Genomic DNA, 21,655 nt, shown 5'->3' with positions numbered 1-21,655 from the left:
GCGTACATTGATAGGCATGAGCGAGCTAAAGCAAACCATCCGTGCAGATCTGAAAACCGCAATGAAGGCCAAGGAGAAGCAGCGCACCAGCGCCATCCGCGCCTTGCTGGCTGCCATCCAGGCCGAGGAGACTAATGGCTCCCGGCATGAGCTGGAGGACGCCGATATCCTCAAGGTGATTGCGCGCGAAATCAAAAAGCGCCGCGAGTCCGCCGAGGTCTATGAAGAAAATGGCCGTCCAGAGTTGGCTGAAGCCGAACTTGCCGAGGTCCCCTTCTTCGAGGCCTACCAACCCCGCCAGCTGGACGAGTCTGAGCTTAAGGCCCTAGTGAAGGAATCTATCGCGGAGGTTGAGACCGAAAACGGCGAAGCACCCACCATGAAGCAGATGGGTGCAGTAATGAAGGTGGCCAATGCCAAGGCCGCCGGCCAGGCAGATGGCAAGCGCCTGTCCGCCGAGGTCAAGTCCCAGCTGAGTTAAAGCGGGCCAGACCGCAATGGGCGAGGCCTAGCGGCCAAGGAGGCTGCGGACGTCGTTGGCAAAGCTATCGATGTCCTCTTGGCGGATGCCAAAGTCTTCCGGCGAGAACCCGCCACCGGTACCGCCACCGCCGTTGCCCGTTTCGTCGCCTGTGCCGCCAGTCGAGCGGCCCGGGCTCGTAGCACCGTCGGCATTACCGCCGCCGGTGCTATTTTGTGCGCCGGTGGAGTTGGCGTCGGCCACGCCGGAGGAGGGGGATTGGGAGGCCCCGGCGCCGTCGGAAAGCTGCAGCGTAATCTCCGCGCCCTTCTTCTTGCCGTCCTTGCCGGTAATCGCGCGAACTACACGGCCATAAGGAACATTGCCGCCAATGACCCGGGAGGTCTTGACCACGTAGCCCTTGGACTCCAAGGTCTGGCGGGCCTCGGCCTCGGACTTGCCGCGCAGGCTATCAAGGGTCTTATCGGCCGTGGTGCCGTTGTCGTACTTCTTGTTGTAATTCGGCAGCCCGGCCTTGGTAGCTATCGGCAGCTGCGTAGCCATGCTGAAGAAGGTCTGCGCCGGCTCCAAGCCGCCGTAGAGGTTGCCCCAACCCGCGCACTGGCGCACCGGCCCGGTACATAGCGGGACGGTGGAGGTGCCATCGTTATAGATATACGGCGCGGCGGAAATACCCTCGTTGAATCCCAAGAATGCGGAGGACTGGTTGGACTCGGTGGTACCGGTCTTGGCCGCGATTGGGCTGGAGTAACCGGCCGCTTGGGCGGCATCCTTGGCGGTGCCTTGCTTGGCGTCCTCAGACAAGGCATTGCTCATCGCGCGGGCTACGTCCTTATCAACGGCCTGCTCACACGGGGTTTCCTTGAGATAGACCTCGTTGCCTTCCTTATCCGTGACCTGGGAGATGGGGTTGGGCTCGCACCACTTGCCATCCGCGGCCAGCGTGGCACCCACATTGGAAAGCTCCAGCGGGTTGACCTGGTCCGGGCCCAAGGTGAAGGAGCCGGAGTTGGCCTCCTTGGTGTGCTGGGCAATCGAGGTGTCTTTATCAAAGCTGCCCTTGTCCTCGTAGGAGCGCAGGCCCAAGCGCACGGCCATATCGACGATGGGTGCCACGCCTACCTGCTCCGTGAGCTTGATAAACGGCGTATTGGGGGAGTGTGCCAGCGCTTCCTGCAGCGTCATCGTGGCCTTATAGGCACCAGCGTTTTCCACGCAGTAGCGGTCCGCCGGGCAGCCGGCGGCGCCACCATGACCCAGGCCCTCCGCCTCGTAGCGGGTGGGCACATCCACGGTGTTTTTGATGCCATAGCCCGCTTCGAGCGCGGCCGCGGCGGTAAAGACCTTAAAGACGGAACCTGCGCCGTTGCCCACCAAGGAGTAGGGCTGCGGCAGGATGGTCTCATTCTTATCAAGGTCCAGGCCGTAATCGCGCGAGGAGACCATGGCCAGCACCTTGCGGTCCGACCTGCCGGGCTTGATGACGTTCATGACTTCAGCCACGCCTTGGGCATCAGGATTGGTATGGCTTTGTACGGACTCGAGGGCCTTATCCTGCACCGCTGGGTCCAGCGTGGTTTTGATGGTGTAGCCACCGCGCGCCAGCTGCTCCTCGCTAATGCCCTTCTTATCCAGGTATTTCAATACATAATCACAGAAGAAACCGCGGTCGCCGGCGCCGATGCAGCCATTGGCTAGCGTTTGGGGCTTCTTTCCGACGCCCAGTTTCTCCCCCTTATACTTATCCGCTTCCTGCTGTTTGATATGGCCGTTATCCGCCATGGATTGCAGGACCAGGTTGCGCCGGTCGGTTACTTCCTCGGCGTTGGTATAGGGGTTGAGGCGCTCAGAGGATTGGACCATGCCGGCCAGCATTGCTGCCTGCGGCACTGTGAGTTCAGAAGCGTGCGTGCCGAAGTAAGTGCGGGCCGCCGCTTCGACGCCATAGGCATGGTTACCGAAAGACACCAGGTTGAGATAGTTGGTGAGGATGTCATCCTTTTCCAATTCCTCGTCCATCTTGGTGGCCATGCGCATCTCGCGCAGCTTGCGGGCCACGGATTGTTCGGTGGCCGCGGCGCGCTCTTCATCGGTGGTGGCAGAGACTAGCAAGAGGTAGTTCTTGACGTACTGCTGATCGATGGTGGAAGCGCCCTGGGAGACGCCGCCCGACGTCAGGTTGGTCCACAGGGCGCGGAAATTGCCTTGGAAGTCCACGCCTTCGTGATCATAAAAGCGCTCGTCTTCAATGGAGACGATGGCGTTTTTCATGGCCTTAGAGATCTTCTTGCTTTCCACCGGGTGGCGGCGTTGGCTGAAGACATAAGCCATGTCCGTGCCCTTGGCGTCTTTGATCGTGGTGACGCCTGGAATATTGCCGGCAGTCAGATCTTGCAGGTCAGATTGCATGGTTTCGTTAGTGCGGGCAATCGCCACGCCGGAAATGCCCGCGAAGGGGGCAAGAGCCAGGGCGATGAGCGCGCCTACCAAGACCGTAGACAGGGCTATCTTGGCCAAAGATTTGATGACAGTCACGCCCCATACCCTACGTGGTCGCCCTTGGTAGGTGGAAGATCACTCGCACCCCCTAAAGTGTGACGTGTTAGACAATCTTCTACCTGGATGAATAGACTTAGATGCGTTACATAGTATTCCGTCTGGGAAGGAGCACACTCACCCATGACCGTTCGTGTGAAGACTGCTGGAATGTCTAATACAGCCCGAAATCCCGAGCGTGGTGAGTGGGTCACCCAGGCCAAATGCCGCAAGGGCGACCCGGATGCCCTCTTCGTTCGCGGTGCGGAACAGCGCAAGGCGGCCGTCATTTGCCGCCACTGCCCGGTACTGACCGAATGCCGCGCTGATGCCTTGGATAATCGCGTCGAGTTCGGTGTATGGGGCGGGCTGACCGAGCGCCAGCGCCGAGCCCTGCTGCGCAAGAACCCCCACATCACGGATTGGGCTCACTACTTGGCCCAAGGTGGCGAGCTCGTCGGGATTTAAGAATTTAGACGGCGTGGGGCGTATTTAATAGTTAGAATGGGCCCATGACTAAATGGGAATACGCAACCGCACCTGTTCTTACCCACGCCACCAAGCAGATCCTCGATTCTTGGGGAGAAGATGGCTGGGAACTGGTCACCGTCACCCCGGGGCCTAACCCGGAAAACGTCGTGGCCTACTTCAAGCGCGAGGTGGCAGAGTAAATGGGCTTTCATGCTCGCTTGCGGGAGCTGGGGTATGAGCTACCGGGCGTCGCCAAGCCGCTAGCGTCCTATGTGCCGGCCGTGCGCGTGGGTGATCAGGTCTGGACCTCTGGCCAGCTTCCCCTCGTGGAAGGCGCCCTGCCGCTCACCGGCAAGGTTGGCGCCGAAGTCACCACGGAACAAGCCCAGGAACAGGCACGCATCGCGGCGCTGAATGCGCTTGCCGCTATCGATGCCGAAGTTGGCCTGGACAATATCTCCCGCGTGGTAAAGATCGTAGGGTTTGTGGCCTCCGATCCGTCCTATGAGGAGCAACCGGCAGTAATCAATGGTGCCTCCGATTTCATCGGTGAGGTCTTTGGGGATGCTGGAAAGCATGCTCGCTCCGCTGTGGGCGTGGCCGCGTTGCCTAAAAACGCCCCGGTAGAGATCGAACTAATCGTAGAAATTACTGCTTGATCGGATAGGCTAGTAACTATGGAGCACCCCGCATATAGTCAATTGCGTCCCGTCAGCCAATCCGTTGGCGTAGTCCTTTGTGATAACCCCAGCTACACCGCCCTTGAGGGTACGAATACGTGGATTATTCGCGCCGCTGAAGACTCTCGGGCGATCGTCGTAGATCCGGGTCCCGAGGATGAAGGCCATCTCAACGTTGTGCACCGCAACGCAGGTGAGGTGGCTTTGATTTTGATTACCCACCGCCACGATGACCACGCTTCGGGCGCACAACGCTTGCGGCAGATGACTGGCGCCCCCATCCGCGCCTTCGATCCGAGCTACTGCAATGGTGCCGAGGCCCTCCAGGACGGCGAGCACATCTCCCTCGATGGCATCACCCCAAGTCTCGAGGTCGTGCACACCCCAGGCCATACCGCGGATTCCACCTGCTTTTTTGTGTGGAGCGAGGAGGTAGGAAATTCCCGCCTCGAAGGCATTATCTCTGGTGACACCATCGCCGGCCGCCACACCGTTCTCCTTTCGGAGACGGACGGTAACTTGGCCGATTACCTGCACACCCTCGACACCTTGGAAGAGCGTGGTAAGGATATTGCGCTGTTCCCAGGGCACGGTCCGGACTTGGATGACACCTCTCAGGTGGCCCGCAAGTACATTGACCGCCGCCACTACCGTCTTGACCAGATTAAAGAGATTCGCTCCCGCCTAGGCGATGATGTGGATTTGAATACCCTGGTCAACGAGATGTATGACGATGTGGACCCAGTGCTGCGCCACGCTGCGGAGCAGTCCACGCGCACCGCGCTGAAGTACTTGGACGGCGAGGCTAAATAAGCCTATCTCAGTTTGCCCCTCTTCCTCTTTGGTGGGAAGAGGGGCTTAATTGTGCTGTGGGCTGAGGCAGGAGGCGCGCAGGGCCAACGTGTGGCCACGGTATTGCCTGCAGACGGTGCGGTGTGGAGCGTACCGTGGCCACAAGTGTGGTGCGGAACTGGTTAAAGAGGGGGCCAAAACCAGCGAAACCCCGCCGAAGCGGGGTAGCGGTCTGGCGCGGTTTTAGCGAGCGCGGCGGGCGAGGTGCTCGGTATCGACGATGAGCACGGACTTGCCCTCGAGGCGGATCCAACCGCGGTGCGCGAAGGTGGCCAGCGCCTTGTTGACGGTCTCACGGGAAGCGCCCACCAGCTGGGCAATCTCTTCCTGGGTGAGGTCGTGGTTCACGCGCAGGGCGCTGCCTTCCTGAACACCGAAGCGGTTAGCCAGCTGCAGCAAGGTCTTTGCCACGCGGCCCGGAACGTCGGTGAAGATGAGGTCAGCCAAGTTGGCGTTGGTGCGGCGCAGGCGGCGTGCCAGCACGCGCAGCAGCTGCTGGGCGATTTCGGGGTGGTCACCAACCCACTTCTTGAGCAGCTCGGAGTTCATGGTGGCGGCCTGAACCTCGGTCACGCACACTGCGGAGGAGGTGCGCGGGCCCGGATCGAAGATGGACAGCTCGCCAAACATATCAGATGGGCCCATGACCGTCAGCAGGTTTTCGCGGCCATCCGGGGCGTGGCGGGCGAGCTTAATCTTGCCCGAGGTGATGATGTACAAGCGGTCACCGGGCTCGCCTTCGTCGAAGATGGTGGTTCCGCGCGGGTAGCGCACGGTCTCCATCTGCTCGATAAGGTGCTGCACTGCAACGGGATCAACGCCTTGGAAGATTCCGGCGCGGGAGAGGATGTCCTGTACGCCTTCCACGTTTTACTCCTTGGATGTCGACTACGAAAGTCCATAGATGAGCCTGTGCCACATCTGGGTGCGGTCTTTCATGCACTCGACAATGCGGAACAAGCGGGGTCACTGTGTAACGCGTTTCATCTTACAGTGTAATTGGTCACTTTTGGTACTTCACAGAAATTTTGTCACACTATAGAAACTCTACTCGTGCTAGTGCACGGTTCAGGCCAGCAGTTTTGCGGCCTAGTCAGCAAAAACGACTGCCTCGAGCTTTTCCATAAGGAGGGCGAAAAGGGCGATGGCAAGTGGTACCAGAATCACGAGTGAAATCATGTTTTCCTAGTCTACTAAGCTAAACCCCATGAATTCAGCACTGTCAGCGGCCAGCGCGCCGGAGCTACGCGCACCGGAGGTAAATCGGCGTTTGGCGCAGGAGTATCCGGATGCACGGTGTGCCTTGGATTATGACTCCCCGCTGCAGCTGCTCATTGCCACCGTTCTTTCCGCACAATGCACGGATGAACGCGTGAATTCGGTGACCCCTGAACTCTTTGCCCGCTACCCAGAGGCGGCGGATTATGCGGCTGCACAGCGCTCGGATTTGGAGAGCATCCTGCGGCCGTTGGGCTTTCAGCGCGCCAAGGCGGGACATCTTTTGGGCATCGGGGAGAAACTGGTGGCTGATTTTCAAGGCCAGGTCCCGCGCACAGTCAAGGAACTGACCAGCCTGCCTGGTGTTGGTCGCAAGACCGCGCTGGTGGTGCTCGGAAATGCCTTCGGGATCCCCGGACTGACCGTGGATACGCATTTCGGCCGCCTCATGCAGCGGCTCGGGCTGACGGGGGAGAAGACGCCGGTCAAGATTGAGCGGGACATCGCTAAGCTCGTGCCGGAAGAAGAGTGGACGATGTTTTCACACCGCGTCATCTTCCACGGGCGTCAGGTCTGCCATGCGCGCACGCCGGAGTGCGATGCATGCGTTCTGCGGGATATGTGTCCGGCCGCTCGTGGGCGCTAGGCTAACGGTATGAAGAACTACGTCCTTGGCACGGTGATTGCCGCGATCCTCATTGCCGTTATCGCGGTCGTGGGGGTCTCGCAGTTGCGGGGCGGGGACGGATCTGAGGAGGCGTCGCTAAGCGAAGCCCCTTCGCAAGAAGTCCCACAGCGCCCGGACTGCCCGGCCGGCGCCGTGGCTGGAGTAGAGCTGGAGTGCTTAGGCGGTGCGGCCACCGAAAAGCCCGCCGATGAGGGCATAGCCGTGGTTAACGTGTGGGCGTGGTGGTGCGAGCCGTGCCGCGCGGAACTTCCCTACCTGCAGGACGTGGCGGAAGCACATCCGGACTGGCAGGTCGTGGGCGTGCACGCGGATAAGAACGCGGGAAACGGTGCAGCTTTCTTGAATGACTTGGGCGTCGAGCTGCCGAGCTTCCAGGATTCGGATAATAAGTTTGCCGGTGAGCTGGGCCTGCCGGGCGTGGTGCCGGTGACGGTGGTACTCAAGGACGGTGAGGTGCGCAAGCAATTTGCGCAGCCGTTTAGCTCCGCAGCGGAGATTGAAAAGGCCGTGGAGGAGGCGATTGCGGCATGAGTCAACTCCTTCCCGAGCGCACGCCAGAATGGCTCAAGCCGGCGCTGGGGGTAGACCCCAGCCAGGTGCAAGAGCTCATTGGCAACCGCCAGGCTTCGTCCCTCAACGGCACCAATGTGCAGGTGCCGGTCAAGCGGGAAGCAGCCGTGCTCATGCTGCTGAGCGGCGAGAGCGCGGAGGAGGCCAGCATCTTGCTCACCCATCGATCGCCGTCCATGCGCTCGCACTCGGGCCAGATTGCCTTTCCCGGCGGCCGCCGGGATCCCGCGGATACTTCCCTGGTGGATACCGCGCTGCGGGAAGCCTGGGAGGAAACGGACCTGCAGCGCAACTCCGTGACCCCGCTGGAGCAGTGGGAGCAGCTGCATATCCGCGCCACCGGCAACCCAGTGAGCCCGATTTTGGCGCATTGGACCCAACCGGGGGAGGTCTATCCCGCCAGCCCCGATGAAACCGATGACGTGTTTCTCGTGCCTATCCGGGAGTTGGTCGATCCGCGCAACCGCTTCATGGTGGGCTTTAGAAAATGGCAAGGACCAGCATTTCACGCCAATGGCTACGTCATTTGGGGCTTTACCGCCGGCGTGCTCTCGGCACTATTGCAGCACGCCGGGTGGAGCGTTCCATGGGATAACAATTCAGTCATGGACCTGCGTGACTCCCTCACAAACTCCCGCAATAATGAGAAGATGTCCTAACCGCTGGTGCCGCGGTACGCATACGTCTTAAACCCCAGATAGAAAGAACCCATAGCCATGACTCCTGCGCTCATCGTTGACGGCCTGATTGTGGTCGCCGTCCTCATTGCGCTCCTGAGTGGGTGGCGCAATGGCGCCCTCGCGGCGGTATTGGCCTCCATCGGTGTGGGCGCTGGGGTAGTGCTAGGCATTGCTGTGGCCCCGGCCGCCCTGCGCTTGGTGGATCAGCCCTCGCTGCGCTTGCTGCTGTTAGTGGGAATCCTGGTGCTTTTTGTGGGCGTCGGGCAGCTTATCGGATCCTCGTTGGGTGGCAGCGTGCGCGATCGCATGAAGGCGCGCAAGACGCAGCGCCTTGATTCCGCCGTGGGTGCGGTTTTTCAAGCCTTTGCCGCCTTGGTGGTTATTTGGCTCATTTCTATCCCCGTGGCCACCAACTTAGGTGGAGTGGCCGGCCAGGGCCTGCGCGATTCCCGCATCTTGGGCAAGCTCAACTCGGCCGCACCGGCGCAGGTAGCGTCGCTGCCCAATGGGGTGGCGGCGATGCTCAACGAGTCCGGCCTGCCGCCGCTGGTCTCGCCGTGGCAAAACTCGATTAGCACCGAGGAAGTAGAAGAGCCGGACCCAGACGTGGAGGATCCGGAGATGGTGCGGCGCATGCGGCCGTCCATCATTCACGTGCTTGGCGACGCCGAAGAGTGCTCCCGCCGCCTCATGGGTTCCGGCTTCGTGGCGGCCGATGACTACGTGATCACCAATGCTCACGTCGTGGCCGGCACGCAGACCGTGCGCTTGGATACCAAGGTGGGCCTCAAGGACGCGACCGTGGTTTACTACAACCCGGATGTGGATGTGGCGGTGCTGCACTCGCGCGCCCTGGGCATCGATCCGCTGCCGTGGGCCCAGGCCCCGGCCCAGACGGGCGATGATGCCATGGTCATGGGCTTCCCGCACTCCGGGCCTTTCGACGCCGAGATGGCGCGCGTGCGCGATCGCATCACCATTTCCGGCCCGGATATCTACTCGCATGGTCGCGTGGAACGCGATTCCTACACCGTGCGCGGCAAGATCCAACAAGGAAATTCCGGCGGGCCGCTGGTCAACACGGCCGGCGAGGTCCTCGGCGTGGTCTTCGGCGCCTCGGTGGATGATTCCGAGACGGGCTATGCCTTAACCGCCGATGAGGTCAACGCCCAGATCGGAGACATCACGCAGCTTACCCACCCGGTTGATACCGGGGAGTGCGTGGCGCACTAGTTATGTTCTTGTAGCCAGGCCGCCAGCATGGAAACGAAATCCGCCGGTGCTTCCAGGTGAGGAAGGTTCTTCGCGCCGGGGACGGTCGTGGCGGTGAATCCGCGGCGGGCGCGCGAGGCGGCGCGGCGGACCACAGGGTTCCACAGTCGCTGTTGGGCGTGGATGAAGAGAACGGGACGCTCTACTGCCAGTTCCACCCAGGTCAAGGGAACCACGGCGGTGCGCATGCGGTGGTTCCACAAGATTCCACGGCTGACGCTGCCGATGCGGGAGGCGCGCAGGCGGAGATCGAGGATGCGGTCTAGGGTGGCGTCGGCAAGCAAAGGCCCCGTATCCAGCTCCAGCTCCTTGCGGTAGGCGCGGGGGCTAAGCAGCAGGTTTTGGGCGCGGGTAACGCGCGGCAGGCGGCACAGCAGCGAGCGCAGATTAATCCACCCAAAATCCCACGGCCGGGCGGCAATCGCGCGGCGCAGATCTACCGGGTGGGCGGCGGAAATGGAGGCCAGGCCGCGCACCCGCTCAGGGCGCTCTGCCGCCAAGCACCAAGCCACCGCGCCGCCCGTATCGGCGCCCACCACAAAGGCGTCGTCATGGCCCAAGGCCTGAATGAGCCCGCTAATATCGCCCACCAAAGTGCGGATATCCTGCCCCGCATCAATGGGCGGCTTATCGGACATGCCAAAGCCCCGCATATCCACGGCCGCGACGTGGAAGCCGCGTTGTGCAAGCGGCGCTATGACGTCCTGATAATCGAACCACCCGCCAAAAGCGCCGTGGATGAGCACCACGAGTGGCTGCGTGCTATCGCCCGCCGTGGCTACGTGCAGGCGGATGCCGCGGGTGTGGACGAACTCATGCGCATAAGGTCCATCCAGCTCCACCGTTGAGGGAGGCAGGGGTGCGAAGGCCATGGTGCCGCCTTTCTATAGTTGGGGCAGAAACGGTAGAGAAAAGGGGGAGGAAGTACACAAAATCCGCCCCAGGCTAGCTAGGGCGGATAGGGGGTGCACGTACGCGTGGCGCCTGCCGGTTTAGGTGTAGAGGCCGTGGGTGTTCTTACGGTCCAGGGACTTCTGCGCCTTGCCCGGAACCAGGTTCTTGAGTTCCTTGGTGGAATCAATGGTCTTCTGCGGGGCCTTGACCTGCTTGACGTTCTTCAGGCCAACGAAGGCCAGGATGCCGGCGAGGACGATCATGATCAGGAAGACGATCAGGAACGCTGCCCAACGGTCCAGCCAGACGGCGAGAAGCTCAGCCAGGAAGAAGAAAAAGAAGAAGGAGCTATACAGCGCGATGGTGCCTGCGCCGCCGAAGAGGCCTGCACCGATGCCGCCCTTCTTAGCGGACTCTGCCAGCTCGGTCTTGGCCAGCTCCACCTCGGAGCGCACGAGCTGGGACATTTGCTCGGTGGCGTTGGAGACCAGCTGGCCTACCGAGGTCTCGGACGAGGACGTATCCACGTCACTCAAAGGGATAGAGTTCACCTTCGGTGCAAATTGATCAGTACCGTCGGTAAAAAGTCCGTCGTTGCTCACGATTAATTCTCCTCGCGTTTATCTAAACCTTGTAATGTCCCCAATAATAATGGAATCACTATTATCCCATGGTGCCACGCATACTTAGGGACTTCCACGGCTATCCTAATGGATATGTCAGAAAATGACGCGTTATCCCCGCTGTTTCGCCTGCCGGGGGTGAAAGAAAGTGCAGAAAAGGCCGCCGCTGCCATCGCCCGTGCACACCGCCGACCTGCAGGATTGCGCAAGTTTGAGGTTATCTCTGCGGAGTCCCTCATGCGCGGCGCCCGCGCCAGCGTGGCGCTGGACGGCCACGCTATCCCCCCACATCCGGGACCGGAAGATATGGAAGAAGGGCCGCTGGCCAGCGCTGTCAGCGCCTATTCCGTGGCCGCCCCGGAACTCTTAGATGGCACGGTGCGATCCTTTGCCCGGGCACCGCTGCAGGTGCTGGCCCGCATCGATGTCGCGGCCGGCGGTACCGGCATTCCGGCCGGCGAGAGTGCGCGCTTGCAAGGGTTAGGCCGGCTCATCGCGCAGGGTGGCGGTCCCGCTTTCGATCTCTTGCTGCCGAGTGTGGTCCATGCCGAGATTGCTGCCGGCGAGTTCTTTGGCCCTCGCAGTGGCCTCGTTGCGCGCGTTGCTTCCCGCCTCGCCGCGGTGCATACGGGCTTTGACCCGCGCGGTTTCGCCGTGCCCGAGGTCTACTACACCCGCCACCGCGCCGAGTATGCCGCCGCGGTGGGCAATTACCGCACCGCGCTTGCCGACGCCCTCTTAACCCACCTCGCCGCCTGGACCGCCGGCGGCAAAGAAGCCGACGCGATTGCCCGCGCGGCCTAGGAGGCGCGCCGTGGGCCCCGCTTGGGCGGGCCGGGGCGGCCCGGGTGCTGGGCGAGCCACAGGCCAGCGCCGATAACTGCCGCGGTACCTGCCAGAACGGAGGCGCCGATTCCAATTTCTTTGGCGGTCGGTGCAGGCAGGAGCGGCACTGGGTCCTTAAAGGAGCGGATATCCCACTCGTGGGCGAGGGCGTGGCGCTTTAGTTGCTTGTCTGGGTTGACGGCGACGGGGTGGCCTACCTTTTCCAGCATCGGGATATCGGTAGCGGAATCCGAGTAGGCGTAGCTGGCATTAAGGTCGAGGTTTTCTGCCGCTGCGGTCCGCTCCAGGGCCTCTGCCTTGGTGGGACCCTTGCAGTAAAAGAGCACCTCCCCGGTAAAACGGCCGTTTTCTTCTGCCAATTCGGTGGCGATGACGTGCTCGACGCCGAGTTCCTCTGCGATGATGTCCACCAGCACGGCCGCGGAGGCAGAGACAATGACCACGTGGTGGCCAGCGGAGCGGTGGGCGCGGATGAGTTCGCGGGCCTCGGCATAAATGGAGGGTGTGACCACGTGATGCATGGTGTCGCGGGCGATGGCGCGCACCTCGTCCACGGACCACCCGGTGACCAGTGCGGTGAGTTGGTCGCGCGTGGAATCCATACCTTCGCTGGTCAGGCCGGAGAACATATAGCTGGCCTTAGCAAGTGATAGCTGCAGTGCTTCGGCCGGCGAGATGAGCCCGTTGTGGAGGAACTCGCGGCCAAACGCATAGGCCGAGGAGGTGGCGATGATGGTTTTATCCAGATCGAAAAACGCCGCGGTGCGTGCGGGGTCGCCGCCAGCGCGGGTGGTGGCGGCGTGGCGGGGATGACGGGGCTCGCGGGAAGTAGTCATGATGTGCTGCCGAGTGTAGCCGCCCTAAGCGCTTGCTGGTGTAGAAGTGACTGATGTTAACGGTGATTTGTATGCCACTAATGTGGGATTGGGAACCCGCGTGGGGGTGGCGCTGAGTGAACATGCATTCGGTGCAGGTCAGCGCCGTGGCCGTGGAAATCTGCTGTTAGCTGTTGTGATTGGGTGGCGAACATGTCATAATAATGCGTGCAAGGCCCCGATATACTGTGCGGCCTGCCCCGGCTCACCCCCCCCGAGGCCGGGTTACTGACGGCCCGCGCGCACACCCCCCCGATGCGCGGGCCGTCACCTATATCTACCGCCGTGCGGAGCGGGTTATCCACAGATTTTTGGTTGAAACGACAACCAAATCGCGCCTACATGGTGACTTCTGGCGGGTTATCCACAGCATTGCCGCCGGAGCCTCGCTGCGGTTGCGCGACTGCTTCAGGCTATGAGGCATGAACGCACTACACCCTGATTCCGCCGTCATCGTCGTCGCCATTGGTGACGAAGCGCTGCGCGCCGAGGCCGTTCACGCCGCGGCTGCGACCAGCCACGATGTGCTGACCATAACCGATCCCCGCGATATCCCACGCAGCCTGCCCGGTGCCTATGCGGTGCTGGTTGATTCCTTGATGGCCCGCGTGGTGGCAGCAGCGCGGCGCACCCATACCGCGCCTGCGCCCGTGCTTTTCCTGGCCGCGGACCCCGGGCCGATTGATTACGAGGCGGCGCTCGCCTGCCACGCGGAGAGCGCCTTTATTATCCCCGCCCAGGTGAAGGAGTTGCTGGCGAGCATTGCCGCGGCGGGCGCGCCGCAGGAAGCGCGGCCGGGCAGCGCGACCATCGCCGTGGTGGGCGCGAGCGGTGGGGTGGGTACTTCGACCTTCGCGGCCGCGCTGGCCCGCACCCAGTGCGCAGCCGACGGTCGCGCCCTGCTTGTCGACGCCCGCCCATACTCCGGTGGCCTCGACCTCCTGCTCGGCGTAGAAGCGGAACCGGGGGCGCGCTGGCCGGAGCTTACCGTGGGCGATGGCAGCATCGATGCCGCAGATCTCTACCGCGCGCTGCCATCCACGCCTGATGGGGTAGCGGTGCTCTCGGCCGCGCGCAGCACCGTCGCGGATCCCTTCCGCTTGGACAAGGACCTGCTTGCCCGGGTGGTAGGGGCGGCCCATGCGGGCGAAGGGGTATGCGTGGTGGATTGCACCCCGGAGACTATCCCGGATGCCTGTACTCACGTGGTCATCGTGGTGGCCGCGGAGGTGCGATCGGCCGCGTCGGCCGCGCAACTCCTGGTGCGTCTCGATGCCGCGCGGCGCAGGTGCGTGGTGGTGCTGCGGCAACGCCAGTGGGCGTCGTTAAGCGCGGCGGAAGTAGAACGCATCGTCCACAGCACGGTGCTGGCAGAATTGCCGACGCTCCGGGGCCTCACGCGCGCGGTAGAAATCGGCGGCCTGCCGCAGCGCCTCCCCGCACCCTTGCGTAAGGCCGCCCGCGCGGTCCTCGAGGAGGTCGGCGCATGAGCGAGCATAAAGCAGCACAAGAAACGCTGGAAAAGATGCAGCGCATCATCGCCGCTGAGCCTGACGTGGTGCATGATGCGGCAGCCCTGGCCCGGCGCATTCGCGCAGAAGCCGGCGTGATTAGTGACGTCGCGGTGCTTGACCTGCTGCGCCGCCTGCGCCAAGACGTCACCGGGATGGGGCCTCTCGATGCGGTGCTGGGGCGCGAGGGCGTCACAGACGTCGTAGTAAACGGGCCAGACGCGGTATTCATGGACCGCGGCGAAGGCCTTGAGCGCACCGATATCACCTTCCGCGATGATGCCGAGGTCCGCCAGCTGGCCAGCCGGCTTGCGGCAGCCTCAGGCACGCGCCTCGATGATGCGCAGCCCTTTGCCGATGGCCGCGTCACCCGCCCCGATGGTGTCGTGCTGCGCGTCCACGCCTTGCTAAGCCCGCCCGCGGTTGCCGGGACTTGCCTGAGCCTGCGCGTACTGCGCCAAGCGCAGACCACCCTGCCCCAGCTTGTAGACAATGGCACGCTGCCTGAAGACATCGCGGCACTGCTGCGCGCCGTGGTGGACAAGCGGATTTCCTTCCTCGTCATCGGCGGCACCGGTTCCGGCAAAACCACCCTGCTCTCCGCGCTTTTGGGAACCGTCTCCGAGCGCGAACGCATCCTTGTTATTGAGGACACCGCCGAGCTCTCCCCGCACCACCCGCACTGCGTCAGCGTGGTCTCGCGCCGGGCTAACGCGGAGGGAAGCGGCGAGGTCACGATGTCACAACTGCTGCGCCAAGCGCTGCGCATGCGGCCGGACCGCATCGTGGTGGGCGAGATTCGCGGCCGCGAGGTGGTGGATCTCCTCGCCGCGCTCAACACCGGCCACGACGGCGGCGCCGGCACGCTGCACGCCAATTCCCTCTTTGAAGTACCAGCCCGCATGGAGGCCCTCGCCGCCCTCGGCGGCTTGGACCGCGCGGCGCTGCACTCGCAATTGGCGGCGGCTGTGCACATGGTGCTGACCATGGAGCGCACCCCACAGGGCCGCCGCCTCGCCCATATCGGTGTGCTCGAGGGAAACCCAGTGACCCCGCGCATCATCTGGAGCGCCGAAGATGGCCCGGCAGACGGCTTCGCGGAATTCTCCGCGCAGCTGCTGGGAGAGCCTGCCGGGGAGGCCAGCCATGCTTAGTTACTTCATCCTTGCCGCTGCGCTGCTTATACCCGCGCCCTCGAGTGCCGGCCGCTTGGCCTCAGCCACGCGCCGGGCACAGACCAGCTCCGTGGTTATCCTAGGTGCAGTCTTTTGCGGCAGCCTGGTCTTCTACTCAGTGGGCCGCATCAGCATCGCTTTCGCCGCCGCCATTATCGCGTGGTGCGTGTCCTGGTACGTCAAAGACTTAGTGGCCGCGCGGGCGGAGCGGCGCGGCCGCGAGGGGCTGGCCGCCTACCTGGGCGTGGTCACCGCGGACCTGCGTGCAGGGGCGACCTTGGCTGGGGCGCTCGCCCGCGGCGTGGAGTCCCTGCCAGCCACCACCCCGCGCGAGGTATCCGTCGCCCTGGAATCCACGGCCGCCCTTGCCGCGCGCGGTGCGCCGCCGCACATGGCGCTGATAGATGCGCAGGGCGGCAAGGCCCTGCCAGAACTTCACCGCTTAGGTCACTTATTAGAGCTTTCTACCTATCACGGCATTGCGGTGGCCAGCTTGCTCGACCAAGCCCAAAGCCGCCTCGACGCTTCCCGACGCCACCAGCAATCCACCGCCGCTAGCCTGCAAGGCCCCCAAGCCACCGCCACGGTGCTCGCGTGCCTGCCCATAGCCGGCATCGCCATGGGCGGCGCCATGGGTGCTAACTCGCTCGGCTTCCTTTTAGGCGGCGGATTAGGCGGCATCCTCCTCGTGGTGGGCGTGGCGCTGGCCTGCGGCGGGTTCGCCTGGTCGCGCGTCATTATCCGGAAGGCGGCCGCATGACCCCGCTCATCTTTATCGCCCTCGCCGCCCTCGTTGGCCTGCCGCCGCACACCGCCCGCTTGGCACCTGCCAGCGCAACCGAGACCACCGCCAAGACCCCGCGCGATGGCCCGACCGCGCGCGGGGGACTGATAAGCAAGCTCATGCCCGCCGCACCGCTGGACCCACTGGCAGTAGCTGGCGACGTCGAACTTTTCGCAGCATGCCTGGCCGCAGGGCTATCCGTGCACGGCGCCACCACCGCGGTGGCCCGCACCGCGGATGCTCAGACCAAGGAACTGTGGGAGACCGTCGCCGCGCTGCTCGGCGTGGGCGTTCCCGCGCAGTCCGCGTGGGGCCACATGAAGGGCCATGCGGGGTTGGAGGACTTAGCGCAGCTTGTCATCATGTCGGGCCAATCCGGCGCCACCATCGCGGCCGGATGTCAACGAGTCTGTACTTCTTTGCGCGCGGAAGCATCCGCCCACGCCACGGCACAGGCGGAGCGCGCAGGAGTATTTATCGCCCTCCCGCTGGCGGTGTGCTTCCTGCCAGCATTCATCGTTCTAGGCCTTGCGCCCGTAGTCATCAGTTTGGGCGCACAACTTCTCTAAACCTCATGTGAAAGGACACTAATCATGCACGCACTTAATAAGTATTCCCAGCTCATCCGCAATGACGAGGGGATGAGCACCATCGAATATGCCATGGGATCTCTGGCGGCCGCCGCGCTTGCCGGGGTGCTCTACATGGTCATCAACGGCGGCGGGGTGGTCGATGCTATTGAGGGCATCATTACCGACGCCCTCTCGAATACCCCGAGCTAGCGACGCTCTTTAACCGCGGCCGGCGGGCCCAGCCTGCCGGCAGAAAGGAGGAAAGATGCACAGGGTATTTGATGACGATGGCTCCGTGACCATCGAGGCCGCCTTGGCTTTAAGCTCCCTGGTCTTGGTCGCGGCGGGAATCGTGGGTGCCATTGCCACGCTGGCATCCTATATCGCCGCGGTGGACATGGCGGGCGCGGCCGCGCGTTCGCACGCCATCGGCGTCGAATACCATCCCCCGCGCGAGGATGCCCAGGTCAGCGTGGAAGAAAGCGGTGGGTTGGTGAGGGCGTCGGTAAGCGTCGATGCCCCCGTCGGCACCATGCGCTCTGAGGCGGTATTTCCGGCCGAGGTGGGCGGAAATGAGTAGGCCGAGGCGCTGCGGCGAGGAAGGCTATGCCACCATTGCCGCGGCCGGTATCATCGTCGCCATCGTGAGCCTGCTGCTTATCGTGGCGGCAGTGGGCTCGCGCGTGGCCGCGCGACACGAGGCTCAGGTGGCGGCCGACCTCGCGGCGGTTGCCGGTGCCTGGGCCCTCGCTACGGGTGAAGATGCTTGTGCCGCCGCGCGCGATACCGCGGCGCTCAACGGAGCCACCTTAGAAACCTGCACCGAATCCGGCCGCGACGTTATCGTCACCGCCACGGTCCGTGGACGGTCCACTCAAGCGAAGGCCGGGCCGGTATGACCTGGCAAGAAGCAGTAGTGCGCCTTATCCCCACCGCAGTGGCAGCCGTAGCAGGCTTTATCGCTTGGCGGGAATACCGCCGAAAGGTACGCGAAGAAATCAAATCGGATCATAGGCGGGAACAAGATAGATGGTGGGGAATTGTGCAGTGGTGTATCGATAAGACTGACTCGGCGGAAAGCGCCGAAAGAATTACTGGATGGTATTTTCTCCCCACAATTCTGGGATTATTATCGGACGTTGAAGGAGATTCCCCTTTTATCAACACGCTGTGGGATTTTGCCCAAGAGTTTAAAGAGGGTGAGCTCGACAAATCTGCCCCGAAAGAAGAAAGAGGCGATGCTCCATGAGGCATCCGCAAGGCTCGCCTTTTTATGAGCCGAATCCGGAAGTGCGGCGCACTCGCGCACGTGCAGCGGCGGAAATTCAGCGCATAATATTGGAGCGGTTTCCTCATCGGCGTGAGGAGCTATTGCAGCGCAGCGCCGACTATGAATACGCGCGGGCGCAGCGAGTAAATGAAGAAGAAGGCAAAACCGCTTAAGTTGAGGCTAGCCCTGCGTCATGGTGACCAGCGCACCCAGTAGCTTGATGGCGCCGTCCTTGCTCAGCGGATTGTTTCCGTTTCCGCACTTGGGCGACTGGACGCACGACGGGCAACCGGCTTCGCACGGACAAGAGCGCACCGCCTCGAAGGTGGCCGCGATCCATTCGGGGAAGCGGCGGAAGCCTTCCTCCGCAAAACCGGCGCCGCCGGGGTGGCCGTCGTAGACAAAGACGGTGGGCAGCTGCGTATCGGGGTGCAACGCGGTGGACACGCCGCCAATGTCCCAGCGGTCGCAGGTGGCGATAAGCGGTAGCAGGCCAATGGCGGCGTGCTCGGCCGCGTGCAAGGTGCCGGGCGTATCGGAGGCAGTCACACCCATCGCGGAAAGCGCCATCGGATCGATGGTGTAGGCCACCGCCCGGGTGACCAGGCGCTGTTCGGGGAGATCGAGGGGAATATCGTCGCCAATGGTGCCATCGGCAAGTCGCACCTGGTAGCCGGTGACGCGGTCGGTGACCTCCACCTCCACGTCCGCCACCCACAGTCCTGGGGAGTAATTGACCAGGTTATCGGCCTCGCGCAGGATGCGGATATCCGTGGTGGAGCGCGGAGTCGTGGAATAGTCCGGGGCCTCGGGCCGGGCCAGCGCCAGGTAATCGCTGAGGATGAGCTCCTCGATGACAAAACTCTCGCCTTGGTGCAGGTACACCGCGCCGGGGTGGACTTGGCTGGTAGCGCGGGCGGCGTCGATGGTGCCGAGCAGGCGTCCGTCGGAGGAATCCACAATCATGACTTCTTCGCCCGCGCCGCCGCGCAGCGACACCGCGGTATGTGCCGTTTCGGGCGAGAGTTCTTCCGGCGCATGGGCGGGGATGGGCACGGCGAACCAGCCGCGCTCGCGGCGGCGCAGCAGGCCAGATTCGGCCAGCTGGTGAACCACGTCTTGGGCACCCCAGGCGGCAATCGTGGCATCATTCAGCGGCTTTTCCACCGCGGCGCAATAGACGTGGCCGAAGAGGATATACGGATTGGCCGGGTTGAAAACGCTGGCCTCCACCGGCCGGCCCAGCAGGGCCTCAGGATGGTGGACCAGGTAGGTATCCATCGGCTCATCGCGGGCGATGAGTACTACGAGCGAGCCTTGCCCCCGGCGGCCGGCGCGCCCGGCCTGCTGCCAAAAGCTCGCGACGGTCCCCGGGAAGCCTGCCGTGACCACGGCATCGAGCCCACCGACGTCGATGCCCAGCTCGAGGGCGGAGGTGGTGGCGACGCCGAGCAAGGAGGCGTCGTCAAGCGCGCGCTCCAACTTGCGGCGGTCCTCGGCCAGGTAACCGGCGCGGTAGGCGGCGATGCGCTGGGCAAAATCGGGGCGGCCGAGGCTACCGGAGAGCACCTCGGCCGCGCGCATGGCCACCACCTCGGCCGAGCGGCGCGACCGCACAAAGGTCATGGTGCGCGCGCCCTCGGCGATGAAGGAGGCCATCATCTCGGCCGCCTCGGTGGTGGCGGCGCGGCGCACCGGCGCCCCATGCTCGCCCTCGGCCCCCTCGATAAAACCCGGTTCCCATAGCGCCACGGTGCGCGCGCCGGTAGGGGCGGTGTCCTCCGTAATCGCGCGGGCGGGCCGGCCGGTAAGGCGCTGCGCGTGCCGGCCCGGGTCCTTCATGGTGGCCGAGGCATAAATTACCGTCGGCCGCGAGCCATAGTGCGCGCACAAGCGCAGCAGGCGCCGCAGCACCAGCGCCACGTTCGCGCCAAATACGCCCCGGTAGGAATGGCATTCATCGATGACAATGAACTCCAGGTGCCGCAGCAGCCGCGCCCACCGCGCATGGGCCGCTAGCAGCGACATATGCACCATATCCGGGTTGGAAAAAATGAACCGCGAATGATCGCGCACGCCCGCGCGGGATTCCTGCGGCGTATCGCCGTCATAGGGCGAGGGCACCACGCCCTTGAGCGCCGGAATGCCCCGGCACAGCTCGAGCACCGCCTGCAGCTGGTCCGATCCCAGCGCCTTGGTGGGGGTGAGATACAGCGCGCAGGCGGTCGGCTCCTGCGCCAGCCGGCTCAAAATGGGCAGCTGATAGCCCAGGGACTTACCCGAGGACGTACCGGTAGAAATCACCGCATCCTCGCCGGCCCAGGCGGCCTGCGCCAGCTCTGCTTGGTGGCTATACAGCTTGCCGACGCCCCCTTCGACCAGCTTGTCCTTCAATTCCGGCAGCACCCATTCGGGCCACTCGGCATACTGCGCGCGCTGCGGCGGCAGGGTGGTGTGAAATGTGAGAGTGGACTCATCGAGGCGGCGCTGGATGAACTCGAGCAGCTCTTCTCCTAGGGGATTATCCGTTTCCGGGTGAGCCAATTTCTACCCCCTCATGAGTTAGGCCTATCGCTTTGGCGTGGAACGTGTCACACTGATATGAGGCCAATGATGTCTTGGTGCGGTGTTTACACTTTAAGGTACTGCTAAAGGACGCATTTACCGAACCCCTCGGCGCGGAATCGCCGCACCGCCAATCAAGAAAAGGACTGCACACCATGGCACAAGGAACCGTTAAGTGGTTTAACTCTGAAAAGGGCTACGGCTTCATCGAGCGCGCGGACGGCGAAGGCGATATCTTCGTCCACTACTCCGAGATCCAGGGCAGCGGCTTTCGCACCCTAGAAGAAAACCAGCAGGTCACCTTCGAGGTAGGCTCCGGACCGAAGGGCGAACAGGCCCAGTCCGTGTCCGTCATCTAGGCGGCCGGCTCCCTCGCTCAGGCCTTTCTGCTCAGGCCTTCCCGCTATGGCGTTTCGGCGTAGCCGCGGCGGGTATCCCACCACTCGGTGAACTTATTCTGCAGTTTCTGCAGGCCCACGCCGATGATGACGGCGGCGATGATGCTGACCACCACGGCCAGCACGGGCGAATTGGAAAAGGCCATGCCGCCCAGGTAGCCAATGGCGAGCGCTTCGGCCGCCCAGAGCGCGACGCCGATGGTGTCGAAGAAGACAAAGACGAGCCACGGGAAGCGCATCGACCCCAGCAGGATGGTCATAAATAGGCGCGCTGAAGGAATGAAGCGGGCAATAATAATGGCCGCACCGCCGCCGCGGCGCATATTGCGCTTGACCCAGTTGAGCCCCTCGTAGGCCTTCGATCCCTTAGGTACGCGCTGGAGCAGGGGCATGAAGCGCGTGCCCAGCAGGAAGCAGAGATTATCGCCCATCATGGCGGCAATGAGCGCTACGAAAAACATGGTGGGCAGGTGCGGAAAGCCCTGGGAGCCGGACCAGGCGCCGGCCATATTGAGCGGGATTTCAGAAGGCAGCACGGGGAAGAAGCAGTCACCGAAGATCAGCACGCCGACCAGCGGGTAGATCCACTCTGTGGACATGACGGTTTCGATCCACATAGTGATGGTGTCAACCATGAATCCTCCGCGGGCGTCGTCTTGGGTGTGCTATCGTGCCCCACAATGCTTTCACAGCTA

The 21,655-nt window shown here is 63.2% G+C and carries 27 protein-coding genes; 20 read left to right on the top strand and 7 right to left on the bottom strand.

Translation table 11 applies throughout. The features are described 5' to 3' along the window. Positions 1–16 precede the first annotated feature (16 nt). Positions 17–481, top strand: coding sequence for a GatB/YqeY domain-containing protein (locus ACKFRY_RS01735; protein WP_250410958.1), 465 nt, complete (start codon positions 17–19; stop codon positions 479–481). A 27-nt stretch (positions 482–508) separates the two neighbouring features. On the opposite strand, the gene ACKFRY_RS01730 is transcribed toward ACKFRY_RS01735, so the two are convergent. Continuing rightward, on the bottom strand, positions 509–3,016 hold the full coding sequence (locus ACKFRY_RS01730; RefSeq protein ID WP_408923059.1) for a transglycosylase domain-containing protein: 2,508 nt from the start codon (positions 3,014–3,016) through the stop codon (positions 509–511). 144 nt (positions 3,017–3,160) lie between these two features. Here ACKFRY_RS01730 and ACKFRY_RS01725 point away from each other — a divergent pair, with 144 nt between their 5' ends. From ACKFRY_RS01725 to ACKFRY_RS01710, 4 genes are read left to right on the top strand one after another with little or no spacing between them, the layout of a single operon-like run. Continuing rightward, a complete protein-coding gene (locus ACKFRY_RS01725; protein WP_005323132.1) occupies positions 3,161–3,484 on the top strand; it encodes a WhiB family transcriptional regulator in 324 nt (107 codons plus the stop codon). Positions 3,485–3,528: 44 nt separating this feature from the next. Beyond that, entirely contained in the window at positions 3,529–3,687 is a 159-nt protein-coding gene (locus tag ACKFRY_RS01720) for a DUF4177 domain-containing protein (protein WP_005323131.1), read from the top strand. Further along, positions 3,688–4,146: a RidA family protein gene (locus tag ACKFRY_RS01715; RefSeq protein ID WP_005327119.1), complete on the top strand. Its 459-nt coding sequence runs from the start codon at positions 3,688–3,690 to the stop codon at positions 4,144–4,146. Positions 4,147–4,164: 18 nt separating this feature from the next. Next, positions 4,165–4,980 carry an MBL fold metallo-hydrolase gene (locus ACKFRY_RS01710; RefSeq protein ID WP_040424920.1) on the top strand — a complete coding sequence of 272 codons (816 nt, stop codon included), beginning with the start codon at positions 4,165–4,167 and terminating at the stop codon, positions 4,978–4,980. A gap of 222 nt (positions 4,981–5,202) precedes the next feature. Here the strand turns inward: ACKFRY_RS01710 and glxR are convergent, their stop codons facing one another. Further along, entirely contained in the window at positions 5,203–5,886 is a 684-nt protein-coding gene (gene glxR, locus ACKFRY_RS01705; RefSeq protein WP_005323128.1) for a CRP-like cAMP-activated global transcriptional regulator GlxR, read from the bottom strand. 340 nt (positions 5,887–6,226) lie between these two features. Here glxR and nth point away from each other — a divergent pair, with 340 nt between their 5' ends. Genes nth through ACKFRY_RS01685 form a run of 4 tightly spaced genes read left to right on the top strand, consistent with a single transcriptional unit; the run spans position 6,227 to position 9,408 of the window. After that, positions 6,227–6,883, top strand: coding sequence for an endonuclease III (nth, locus tag ACKFRY_RS01700; RefSeq protein ID WP_408921612.1), 657 nt, complete (start codon positions 6,227–6,229; stop codon positions 6,881–6,883). Positions 6,884–6,892: 9 nt separating this feature from the next. Further along, complete coding sequence (locus ACKFRY_RS01695; protein WP_408921611.1) at positions 6,893–7,456, top strand: TlpA family protein disulfide reductase; 564 nt, start codon at positions 6,893–6,895, stop codon at positions 7,454–7,456. Next, positions 7,453–8,154 (top strand): CoA pyrophosphatase, encoded by a 702-nt coding sequence (locus tag ACKFRY_RS01690; RefSeq protein ID WP_200435925.1) that lies wholly within the window; start codon positions 7,453–7,455, stop codon positions 8,152–8,154. The genes ACKFRY_RS01695 and ACKFRY_RS01690 overlap by 4 nt, the downstream gene beginning before the upstream one ends. A 57-nt stretch (positions 8,155–8,211) precedes the next feature. After that, the gene (locus tag ACKFRY_RS01685; protein ID WP_408921610.1) at positions 8,212–9,408 is read left to right on the top strand and encodes a MarP family serine protease; all 1,197 of its coding nucleotides are present in this window, start codon (positions 8,212–8,214) and stop codon (positions 9,406–9,408) included. Here ACKFRY_RS01685 and ACKFRY_RS01680 read toward each other — a convergent pair. Then, on the bottom strand, positions 9,405–10,319 hold the full coding sequence (locus tag ACKFRY_RS01680) for an alpha/beta fold hydrolase (RefSeq protein WP_408921609.1): 915 nt from the start codon (positions 10,317–10,319) through the stop codon (positions 9,405–9,407). The genes ACKFRY_RS01685 and ACKFRY_RS01680 overlap by 4 nt on opposite strands. A gap of 120 nt (positions 10,320–10,439) precedes the next feature. After that, positions 10,440–10,943 (bottom strand): phage holin family protein, encoded by a 504-nt coding sequence (locus ACKFRY_RS01675; protein WP_005323120.1) that lies wholly within the window; start codon positions 10,941–10,943, stop codon positions 10,440–10,442. 108 nt (positions 10,944–11,051) lie between these two features. On the opposite strand from ACKFRY_RS01675, the gene ACKFRY_RS01670 reads away from it, so the two are divergent. After that, entirely contained in the window at positions 11,052–11,768 is a 717-nt protein-coding gene (locus ACKFRY_RS01670) for an oxidoreductase (RefSeq protein WP_408921608.1), read from the top strand. On the opposite strand, the gene ACKFRY_RS01665 is transcribed toward ACKFRY_RS01670, so the two are convergent. Next, positions 11,765–12,646, bottom strand: coding sequence for an HAD family phosphatase (locus ACKFRY_RS01665; protein ID WP_250409873.1), 882 nt, complete (start codon positions 12,644–12,646; stop codon positions 11,765–11,767). The two genes, ACKFRY_RS01670 and ACKFRY_RS01665, sit on opposite strands and share 4 nt — an antisense overlap. A gap of 461 nt (positions 12,647–13,107) precedes the next feature. On the opposite strand from ACKFRY_RS01665, the gene ssd reads away from it, so the two are divergent. The 9 genes from ssd to ACKFRY_RS01620 are packed head-to-tail and all read left to right on the top strand — an operon-like array spanning position 13,108 to position 18,170. Further along, the gene (gene ssd, locus ACKFRY_RS01660) at positions 13,108–14,175 is read left to right on the top strand and encodes a septum site-determining protein Ssd (protein WP_408921607.1); all 1,068 of its coding nucleotides are present in this window, start codon (positions 13,108–13,110) and stop codon (positions 14,173–14,175) included. Further along, complete coding sequence (locus ACKFRY_RS01655) at positions 14,172–15,350, top strand: TadA family conjugal transfer-associated ATPase (protein WP_408923058.1); 1,179 nt, start codon at positions 14,172–14,174, stop codon at positions 15,348–15,350. The genes ssd and ACKFRY_RS01655 overlap by 4 nt, the downstream gene beginning before the upstream one ends. Next, entirely contained in the window at positions 15,343–16,131 is a 789-nt protein-coding gene (locus ACKFRY_RS01650; protein WP_200435932.1) for a type II secretion system F family protein, read from the top strand. Before ACKFRY_RS01655 ends, ACKFRY_RS01650 begins: the two co-directional genes overlap by 8 nt. After that, entirely contained in the window at positions 16,128–16,724 is a 597-nt protein-coding gene (locus tag ACKFRY_RS01645) for a type II secretion system F family protein (RefSeq protein ID WP_150850742.1), read from the top strand. Before ACKFRY_RS01650 ends, ACKFRY_RS01645 begins: the two co-directional genes overlap by 4 nt. Before the next feature lie 24 nt (positions 16,725–16,748). Beyond that, the gene (locus tag ACKFRY_RS01640) at positions 16,749–16,937 is read left to right on the top strand and encodes a DUF4244 domain-containing protein (protein WP_005327144.1); all 189 of its coding nucleotides are present in this window, start codon (positions 16,749–16,751) and stop codon (positions 16,935–16,937) included. Positions 16,938–16,992: 55 nt separating this feature from the next. After that, entirely contained in the window at positions 16,993–17,307 is a 315-nt protein-coding gene (locus ACKFRY_RS01635) for a hypothetical protein (protein WP_005323101.1), read from the top strand. Next, positions 17,300–17,626: an Rv3654c family TadE-like protein gene (locus tag ACKFRY_RS01630; RefSeq protein WP_408921604.1), complete on the top strand. Its 327-nt coding sequence runs from the start codon at positions 17,300–17,302 to the stop codon at positions 17,624–17,626. The genes ACKFRY_RS01635 and ACKFRY_RS01630 overlap by 8 nt, the downstream gene beginning before the upstream one ends. After that, positions 17,623–17,976 (top strand): hypothetical protein, encoded by a 354-nt coding sequence (locus ACKFRY_RS01625; RefSeq protein WP_005327147.1) that lies wholly within the window; start codon positions 17,623–17,625, stop codon positions 17,974–17,976. Before ACKFRY_RS01630 ends, ACKFRY_RS01625 begins: the two co-directional genes overlap by 4 nt. Next, positions 17,973–18,170: a hypothetical protein gene (locus ACKFRY_RS01620; RefSeq protein WP_005327148.1), complete on the top strand. Its 198-nt coding sequence runs from the start codon at positions 17,973–17,975 to the stop codon at positions 18,168–18,170. The genes ACKFRY_RS01625 and ACKFRY_RS01620 overlap by 4 nt, the downstream gene beginning before the upstream one ends. Before the next feature lie 7 nt (positions 18,171–18,177). Here the strand turns inward: ACKFRY_RS01620 and ACKFRY_RS01615 are convergent, their stop codons facing one another. Continuing rightward, a complete protein-coding gene (locus ACKFRY_RS01615; protein ID WP_408923057.1) occupies positions 18,178–20,541 on the bottom strand; it encodes a Zn-binding domain-containing protein in 2,364 nt (787 codons plus the stop codon). Positions 20,542–20,717: 176 nt separating this feature from the next. On the opposite strand from ACKFRY_RS01615, the gene ACKFRY_RS01610 reads away from it, so the two are divergent. Further along, positions 20,718–20,921, top strand: coding sequence for a cold-shock protein (locus tag ACKFRY_RS01610; RefSeq protein ID WP_005323097.1), 204 nt, complete (start codon positions 20,718–20,720; stop codon positions 20,919–20,921). A 44-nt stretch (positions 20,922–20,965) separates the two neighbouring features. Here ACKFRY_RS01610 and ACKFRY_RS01605 read toward each other — a convergent pair whose 3' ends face one another. Then, positions 20,966–21,595 (bottom strand): DedA family protein, encoded by a 630-nt coding sequence (locus ACKFRY_RS01605; protein ID WP_150851762.1) that lies wholly within the window; start codon positions 21,593–21,595, stop codon positions 20,966–20,968. Positions 21,596–21,655: the final 60 nt, after the last annotated feature.

The sequence above is a fragment of the Corynebacterium tuberculostearicum genome, from assembly GCF_046097255.1.
GTDB classification, from domain to species: Bacteria; Actinomycetota; Actinomycetes; order Mycobacteriales; family Mycobacteriaceae; genus Corynebacterium; species Corynebacterium tuberculostearicum_J.
Note: the sequence above shows the minus strand (reverse complement) of the source record. Positions and strands in the feature narration are given on the sequence as shown.